6 protein-coding genes, 1 tRNA gene and 2 pseudogenes are annotated in these 7,979 nt (G+C 69.9%); 2 read left to right on the forward strand and 7 right to left on the reverse strand.

What is annotated here, in order from left to right; genetic code table 11:
• From DMB66_RS58335 to DMB66_RS58345, 3 genes and pseudogenes are all read right to left on the reverse strand, one after another.
• Positions 1 to 306 (reverse strand): annotated as a pseudogene (locus tag DMB66_RS58335) (hypothetical protein); the annotation flags it as partial.
• Between the two features lie 430 nt (positions 307 to 736).
• A tRNA-Gly gene (locus DMB66_RS58340) sits at positions 737 to 807 on the reverse strand.
• A gap of 138 nt (positions 808 to 945) precedes the next feature.
• Positions 946 to 1,461, reverse strand: coding sequence for a pyridoxamine 5'-phosphate oxidase family protein (locus DMB66_RS58345; RefSeq protein WP_125812535.1), 516 nt, complete (start codon positions 1,459 to 1,461; stop codon positions 946 to 948).
• A gap of 75 nt (positions 1,462 to 1,536) precedes the next feature.
• Between DMB66_RS58345 and dcd the strand changes: the two genes are divergently transcribed.
• Positions 1,537 to 2,115 (forward strand): dCTP deaminase, encoded by a 579-nt coding sequence (dcd, locus tag DMB66_RS58350; RefSeq protein ID WP_125812536.1) that lies wholly within the window; start codon positions 1,537 to 1,539, stop codon positions 2,113 to 2,115.
• A gap of 175 nt (positions 2,116 to 2,290) precedes the next feature.
• Here dcd and DMB66_RS58355 read toward each other — a convergent pair whose 3' ends face one another.
• The 3 genes from DMB66_RS58355 to DMB66_RS58365 all read right to left on the reverse strand — a co-directional run bounded on the left by DMB66_RS58355 (position 2,291) and on the right by DMB66_RS58365 (position 5,592).
• Positions 2,291 to 3,169 carry a LamG-like jellyroll fold domain-containing protein gene (locus DMB66_RS58355; RefSeq protein WP_125812537.1) on the reverse strand — a complete coding sequence of 293 codons (879 nt, stop codon included), beginning with the start codon at positions 3,167 to 3,169 and terminating at the stop codon, positions 2,291 to 2,293.
• A 76-nt stretch (positions 3,170 to 3,245) separates the two neighbouring features.
• On the reverse strand, positions 3,246 to 4,271 hold the full coding sequence (locus DMB66_RS58360; RefSeq protein WP_125812538.1) for a hemolysin family protein: 1,026 nt from the start codon (positions 4,269 to 4,271) through the stop codon (positions 3,246 to 3,248).
• Positions 4,264 to 5,592 (reverse strand): hemolysin family protein, encoded by a 1,329-nt coding sequence (locus tag DMB66_RS58365; RefSeq protein ID WP_125812539.1) that lies wholly within the window; start codon positions 5,590 to 5,592, stop codon positions 4,264 to 4,266. The genes DMB66_RS58360 and DMB66_RS58365 overlap by 8 nt, the downstream gene beginning before the upstream one ends.
• 120 nt (positions 5,593 to 5,712) lie before the next feature.
• Here DMB66_RS58365 and DMB66_RS58370 point away from each other — a divergent pair, with 120 nt between their 5' ends.
• Complete coding sequence (locus DMB66_RS58370) at positions 5,713 to 6,375, forward strand: GPP34 family phosphoprotein (protein ID WP_125812540.1); 663 nt, start codon at positions 5,713 to 5,715, stop codon at positions 6,373 to 6,375.
• Here DMB66_RS58370 and DMB66_RS58375 read toward each other — a convergent pair.
• Positions 6,376 to 7,979: pseudogene (locus DMB66_RS58375) on the reverse strand ((Fe-S)-binding protein); the annotation flags it as partial.

Raw genomic sequence — 7,979 nt, forward strand, 5'->3', positions numbered from 1 at the left:
GGTGACGAGCGCGGGGTTCGACGTGGTCGTGCACTTCACCCGGGTCTTGTCGCTGCCGACCCGCTTACAGCCCCTGCCGGGCTTGATCGTCACCTTGTCGTCGATGACGACGACCCGGCCAGAGCGGGTCACCGTGATCGCGTTGGCCTGACCTGACCCGGCGGCAAAGGTCACCTTGGTGGCACTGGCCACCGCCGCGACCCCAGTGGTGGCTGCCTGCGCGGGCGCGCCAAGCACGAGCACGCCCGCAGTCGCGACGAGTGCCGAAACGGTCCAGGAAAGCTGCGAATGAAATCGGTAGATCATGATGCGCAACACGATAGACGGACCCGCCAAGCGATTTCCCCAACGCTCAGCCCACGCACCAAGCCGAGCAATGCCAACAGCGTTCAGCTGACGCACCAAGCCGAGCAGTGCCAACAAGGCCACACGAGCCCCGCCGCCATCGCCAAGACCTGACCGTCCACGCCGTGCCACTCAACAACCGCACACCGACACTCCGGCGACAACCCGGAACCCAAACGCCTACGCGCGGCAACGCCCCATCTGTCAGGGTGAGTTAAGCCCAACGGCCCGCCAGTGCGTGCTGCGCGAAGCGCAAAAGGCCAACGACCCAAGGCCGTACATGATCCCCGCGGGCGACCACCGCACCGTGGGGGTCTGGGGGGTCGCCCCCCAGGCAGAAATGCGAGAAGCCCCGGTCCGCGCACTTTGCGGACAGGGGCTCCCAGCGACGAGCGGGTGACGGGAATCGAACCCGCACTGTCAGCTTGGGAAGCTGATGTTCTGCCATTGAACTACACCCGCGAGCGGCCCCACTGTACCCGATTGTCGGGCCGAGTGGCGTAGCCGCCCCGGAGCAGGCACCGGCCGGACCTGGCGCGGCCCAGCTCCCCTCCCGAACCTGGCAGCGCCCCGCGACGCAGAGCGGTGGCCGGCCGGTGCCTACGATCCGACGGCGGCGACCAGCGGGCGGCTTAAGCTTGCCGCCGGGTCGCGCCACGATCGGGTGATTGGTGGGTATCGCAAGGTCATCGCCAGCGGCAGGGCGCCGGCGGGGCCGTGGCGGCGGAGCATGGCGGTGGCGATGTCGAGCTCGAACAAGCGCCAGTCCACCATCGGGGAGGCGCGCAGCGCTTCCGCCAGACGGGTGATGACGGCCCGGTCCGTGACAGCGTGGGCGCGGCCGGTCACATATGCCTCGTCGTCGCTCTCCTCCGGTGGGTAGGAGTGCAGGGCGTAGCGGCCGTCGCGCTCGAGGTCGCGGCGTTTCGCCGAGCTCACCACGAAGCAGTAGAGGCCGTCGTCGGTGATGACCGGGGACACCGGGTGCACGCGTGGTCCGCCATCGGCGCGGACTGTCGCGAGGTAGCCCATGCCGGGGCCGTACTGCTGGAGCAGTGCACGGACGGCCGCGGCGAGCTCGGGCTCAGCCGCGGCGAATTCGGACCAGGAAGCCATGCGAACATCATATCGAACATGTGTTCGAGACGACCACTGAACACGCACCTGAATGCCGGTCGGTATGGTGTGGCGATGCTGCTCTCCGACCGTGACCTGGTCTCCGAGATCAAGTCGGAAAACCTCGCTCTCGAGCCGTTCGAGCCGGAGCTGATGCAGCCGTCCAGCATCGACGTCCGGCTCGACCGCTTTTTCAGGGTGTTCAACAACCACCTGTATACCCACATCGACCCGGCGGAGCAGCAGGACGATCTGACCGTCCCGGTCGAGATGGCCGACGGCGAGGCGTTCGTGCTGCACCCGGGCGAGTTCGTGCTGGCCTCGACGCTCGAGGTGATCACGCTGGGTGACCAGCTCGCCGGGCGCCTGGAGGGCAAGAGCAGCCTGGGCCGCCTCGGCCTGCTGACCCACTCGACCGCCGGCTTCATCGACCCGGGCTTCTCCGGTCACGTCACGCTGGAGCTGTCCAACGTGGCCAACCTGCCGATCAAGCTGTGGCCGGGCATGAAGATCGGCCAGCTCTGCATCTTCCGCCTGTCATCCCCGGCGGAGCACCCCTATGGCTCGGCGGTCTACGGCTCGCGCTACCAGGGCCAGCGCGGCCCCACGGCGAGCCGCAGCTCGCACAACTTCCGCACCTGGCCGACCGCCTAAGTCCGGCCGATGAGCCCGGTCCCGGAGGCCGGGCACGGTGGCCACCACCTCCTGGGCATCCGGTCCCACACCCTGGCCCCAGACCTCATGAACCCGCATATCGTCACCGGTGGTCGCGGCCTTGATGCGTGCGGGCGCGGAGGGCGGAGTCAAGTGGTGGTTGCATCGGTGCTGGTCAGGCGATGGTCAGGAAGACGTTGTCGATCTGGCCCGAATACTGGTCGTTGCCCCTGCCCGCGCCCTTGCCGCCGACGCGCAACGGTTCGGCGTTGGCGATGGACAGGTTCGGCGGCACCGGCGCCCAGGCGCGCTCGATGCCGTCGACGATCGTGGTCAGGCGGTCGCGGGTGCGGGAGCACATCAGGTTGTGCCATCGGCCGTCGGCTACGTCCATGAACGGTTCTGCGCGGTAGATCCGGGTCCGGCCGGCGATGACGCAGCTCGGGTGGCCCTGGCGGTGGTCCACCTGGAGCTTGAACTGGCTTACCCCGCCGACCGAGTAGCCCTTCTGGAAGACGTTCGCGCCGTCCGAGAGGTCCCGGTGGGTCATCATGATCGATGCGCCGTACCTCATCGGGCGGGTTCCGGGGTTGAGCGCGTCTTCCCGGAAGCCTTCCAGGATCGCGCGCGGGCACTGCCGTTCGCGGGCCAGGGTGCATCGGGTCGGGTATTGCACGGCCAGGCCCTTGCCCTGCGGGACCAGGCTGAGGGTGCCGCCGTTCTGGCCGAGCGCGCGCAGCGCGAACGCGCCGTGCGTGTCGGTGAGGGGCTGGGTCACGCCGCCGTCGAAGGTGTATCGGACGGCGACCGGAGACTGGGCCACGCCCACCCGGCCGGCCTGCGGTATGGCGGCGAAGCCGGTGTTGGTGCTGGTGAGCACGCCGGCGGAGGGGCGCGGCTGGACATATCGCGGGCTGATCCGGGGCATGGCGTCGCTGGGCTGAGCGAGCTGGGTCGCGAAGAGACCGGAGCCGAGGGCGGCGGTCGCTACCAGCGCGCCGAGGGTGCTGACGCGCCGGCGTGCGCCTCGCGGGGACCGTCGAGAGTCGAACATGCGGCTATTGTCCGGATCGCCACATTAACTAGGGCGTTCAAACTCCGCTTGGGCGTAAATGTGGGGTAAAGCACCCTTACGTGGTCGGCCGAACGGCGGGCTCGCCGACGACGGCATGGAGCACGTCGTCCAGGGCGATCACGCCGAGCGGCCGCCGCCCATCACTCACCAGCACGATGTGCCGCCGGTCGCGCCGCATGGTCAGCAACAGCTCGGCCAGCGTCCGATCCGGAGCGACCACCGCCAACGGGCGGATCATCTCGGCGGGGATCGGCTGGTCGCGTTGCGCTCCCTCGTACCCGAGCAGGTCCTTGACGTGCACGAAGCCCAGCACTCGCCGGGTCTCGCGCTGCACGACCGGCAGCCGCGACCGGCCGCTGCGGGTCGCGACCGCCTCGATGGTCGCCGGCGACGCGTCGTCGGCGACGGTCGTCACGCCCGACCAGGGCTGCAGGGTGTCCGCCGCGGTTCGGTCGTGGAGGCCGAGCGCGGCGTGGATCCGGGCGTACTGCTCGGTGCCGAGCAGGCCCTCGGCGCGTGCCTGGGTGACCATGCCGGCCAGTTCCTCGGCGGTGAACACGGTCTTGACCGCCTCGGTGACCTCGATCTTCCACAGCGAGAGCACCACCCGGGCGGCCCAGCGCATCGCGGTCAGCACCGGCTTGGTCGCCGTGCAAAAGGCCAGCATGAACGGCCCGAGCACGAGTGCCGAGCGTTCCGGCCCGGCCAGGGTGATGTTCTTCGGGACCATCTCGCCGACGACGGTGTGCAGGAAGACGACCACGCCGAGGGCAAGCACGAACGCGACCGGGTGGACGGCCTTCTCCGGCATCCCGATCGTCGCGAGCGGGCCCTCCACCAGGTGTGCCAGGGCGGGCTCGGCGATCGCGCCGAGGCCCAGCGAGCAGATGGTGATGCCGAGCTGGGCACCGGCGATCATCAGCGGGATCTGGTTCATGGCCGACAGCGCCCAGCGGGCGCGCCGGGACGTCGCGGCGAGCGGCTCGAGAGCCGTCCGCCGCGAGGCGATCAGCGCGAACTCACCGCCGACGAAGAGCGCGTTGCCCAGCAGCAGCACCACGGTGACCAGCAGTTCAGTCATCGGCCGGCTCCGGCGGCAGGCCGACCCGCACCTGCTCGATGCGGTGCCGGTCGACCTGCATGACGGTGAACGCCCAGCCGTTGTCCTCGATCGACTCGCCGGCGACCGGGATGTGGCCGAGCCGGGAGAGAAGGAAGCCCGCCAGCGTCTCGTACGGGCCCTCGGGCAGCCGGAAGCCGGTCTGCTCGGCCAGCTCGTCCTCCCGCAGCAGCCCGTCGACCAGGAACGTCGTCTCGTCGCCGGGGGCGGTCAGCTCCGCGCTGCCGGCCTCGGCGACGTCGTGCTCGTCCGCGATCTCGCCGACCAGCTCCTCGATCAGGTCCTCGACCGTGACCACGCCGTCGGTGCCGCCGTACTCATCCACCACGATCGCCATGTCCGCGTCGGCGGCCCGGAGCGCCGCCAGCACTTTGTCCAGGTCGAGGCTCTCCGGCACGTACACGGGCTCCCGGGCGACCGAGGAGACCGGCGTGCTGGCGCGGCGCTCGGGCGGGACACCGAGTGCGTCCGAGACCCCGACCACGCCGACGACGAGGTCGAGGGTCGACTCGTACACGGGAAACCGGGTGTGGCCGGTCTCGCGCGCCGCCGTGATGAGGTCCGCGACGCTCGCGGTGGTCTTGAGCCCGACCACGTCGACGCGCGGGGTCATCGCCTTCGCCGCGCGCTTCTCGCCGAAGCGGATCGTGCGGCGCAGCAGCGTCGCCGTCTCGGCGGGCAGCGCGCCGGCCCGGGCGCTGATCGCGGCGAGCAGGCCGAGCTCCTCGGGCGAACGGGCGCTGGCCAGCTCCTCCTGCGGCTCGATGCCGAGCCGGCGGACCAGCCAGTTCGCCGAGCCGTTGAGCGCGCCGATCAGCCATTTGAAGAGCTTGGAGAAGGCGCGCAGCGGCGCCGCGGTGGCCAGGGCGACCCGCATCGGCCGGGCCAGCGCCGCGTTCTTCGGCACCAGCTCACCGAAGAGCATGGACACGATCGTGGCGAGCACCAGCGCGAGCACGCGCGTGACGGTCTCGGTGGCGCCGCCGGCGATCGGCTCGATGGCCGGCCGGAACAGCCGGGACAGGGCGGGCTCGGCCAGATAGCCGGTCAGCAGGGCGGTGAGAGTGATGCCGAGTTGCGTCCCGGAGAGCTGGAAGGAGAGCTCGTGCAGGGCGTGCCGGACCGTACGGGCCCGCCGGTCGCCGGCGTCGGCACGCTTGTCGATCTCCACCCGGTCGACGGTGACCAGCCCGAACTCGGCTGCGACGAAGAACGCGTTGCCGGCCGTGAGCAGCGCGAAGGCAGCCAACGGGAGCACTGCGGTCAGGAGCAGGCCGTCCATGATCGGTTCACCTCGGCACTCATTGTGCCGGAACGTCGCGCGACCCGTGTGCTCGTGGTCTACCTAGCCGCGATGCCCGCCCGCCGCGCTCACTGAGCGTGCTGCGGCTACCGTCGAATCATGAACCTCGCCGAAGAGTTCGCGCTGCTCGCCTACGGCGACGACGGCGCGCCCGACACCGACAACGTCCGTCTCGACAACGGTGTGGGCGGCTCGCTGCTGCTGGAGCTGGCGATCTCCGGGCGGGTCGGCGTCGAGGACAAGAAGGTCGTCGTCCGGGACGGGACGCCGACCGGAGATCCGCTGGTGGACCAGGCCCTGGGCCGGATCGCGGCCGACGAGAAGCCGCGCCGGCCCGCCCATTGGGTGAAGAAGTTCGCCAAGGACACCCGCAAGCTCGCCCTGAACCGGCTCGTCGAGCAGGGCGTGCTGACCCGGCAGGAGGACACCGTACTGCTGGTCTTCCCCCGGACGCGCTACCCGGCTCCGGACGGGCTCGAACCGGTGCCGGAGACCGAGGCCCGGCAGCGGTTGATCGCGGCTGTCTCCGGGTCGGGGCCGGTCGAGCCGCGTACCGCTGCGCTCTGTGCCCTGTTGGCCGCGACCAACCTCGACCGCAAGGTCTTTCGCACGCTGGACCGCGGGCGGGTCAAGGCGCGGCTCGCCGAGATCTCGGCGGGCGACTGGGCGGCCACGGCCGTCAAGCAGACCATCGAGGAGATCCAGACCGCGGTGGTCGTCGCGGTGTTGGCCGCGTCGACCGTGAGCGCGGCGACTACTTAGCTACGCGGGTGCCTTGTCGCCCTTGATCGAGCGGAGCAGCACGCTGGCCACGTCGATGACCTCGACGTTGTCCTGCTCGCCCTTGCCGGTGACCCCGTCGCCGATCATCGTGTAGCAGAACGGGCAGCCCACGGCGATCGTCTTGGCGCCGGTCGCCAGCGCCTCCTCGGTGCGCTCCACGTTGATCCGCTTGCCGATCTTCTCCTCCATCCACATGCGGGCGCCGCCGGCGCCGCAGCAGAAGGACCGCTCGGAGTTGCGCGGCATCTCCACGAGGTTGGCCGCCTCGCCGAGGACTTCGCGGGGAGCGTCGAACACCCGGTTGTGCCGGCCCAGGTAGCAGGGATCGTGGTAGGTCACGTCTCCCTCGATCGGCTGAACGGGCGTGAGCTTGCCCTCCTTGACGAGGTGCGCGAGCAGCTGGGTGTGGTGCACGACCTCGACCTCGAGGCCCAGCTGGCCGTACTCGTTGCCGAGGGTGTTGAAGCAGTGCGGGCAGGTCGCGACGATCCGCTTGACGTTGGCTTCCTGCAGGGTCTCGACGTTCTGCTGGGCCAGCATCTGGAAGACGAACTCATTGCCGATCCGCCGGGCCGGGTCGCCGGTGCAGGTCTCGCCCTCGCCGAGGATCGCGTATTTCACGCCGGCCTCGTGCAGCAGTGTGGCGACCGCCCGGGTGGTCTTCTTCGCCCGGTCCTCGAACGCGCCGGCACAGCCGACCCAGAACAGGTAGTCGAAGTCCTCGGTCTCGCCGACGCGGGGCACCTCGAAGTCCAGGCCCTTGGTCCAGTCCTCCCGGGTGTTCTGCGGCGCGCCCCACGGGTTGCCCTTGTTCTCCAGGTTGCGCAGCATGACCCCGGCCTCGGCCGGGAAGCTCGACTCGATCAGCACCTGGTAACGGCGCATGTCGACGATGTGGTCGACGTGCTCGATGTCCACCGGGCACTGCTCGACGCAGGCGCCGCAGGTGGTGCAGGACCAGAGCACGTCGGGATCGATCACGCCGCCCTCGGCCTCGGTGCCGATCAGCGGCCGGTTGCCCTCGGCGAGCGCGAGCACGTCCATGTGGGCGAGCTGGGCCTCGGTGGCCTTCTCCTCGCCGGTCAGGTCCTTGCCACCACCCGCGAGCAGGTAGGGAGCCTTGGCATAGGCGTGGTCCCTGAGCGAGAGGACGAGCAGCTTGGGCGAGAGCGGCTTGGCAGTGTTCCAGGCCGGGCACTGCGACTGGCAGCGACCGCACTCGGTGCAGGTGGAGAAGTCGAGCAGGCCCTTCCAGGTGAACTGCTCGACCTGAGCGACGCCGAACTGGTCCTTCTCGGGGTCGGCCTCCTCGAAGTCGAGCGGCTTGCCCTGGCTCATCATCGGCCGCAGCGCGCCCAGGCCGGAGCCCGCGGGCTTGTCCGGGCTGCGCTTGAAGAAGATGTTGAAGAACGCGAGGAAGCGGTGCCACGCGACACCCATCGTCACGTTCAGGGCGATCGTGATCAGCCAGCCCATCGAGATGAAGATCTTCACCAGGGCGACCCAGGTGGGGCCGTCCGCCGCGGCCGGCAGGATCGCGCCGACGGCGTGGCTGGACCGGGGTGGCCCAGGCGTCGTATTCG

The sequence above is a fragment of the Actinoplanes sp. ATCC 53533 genome (assembly GCF_003947245.1).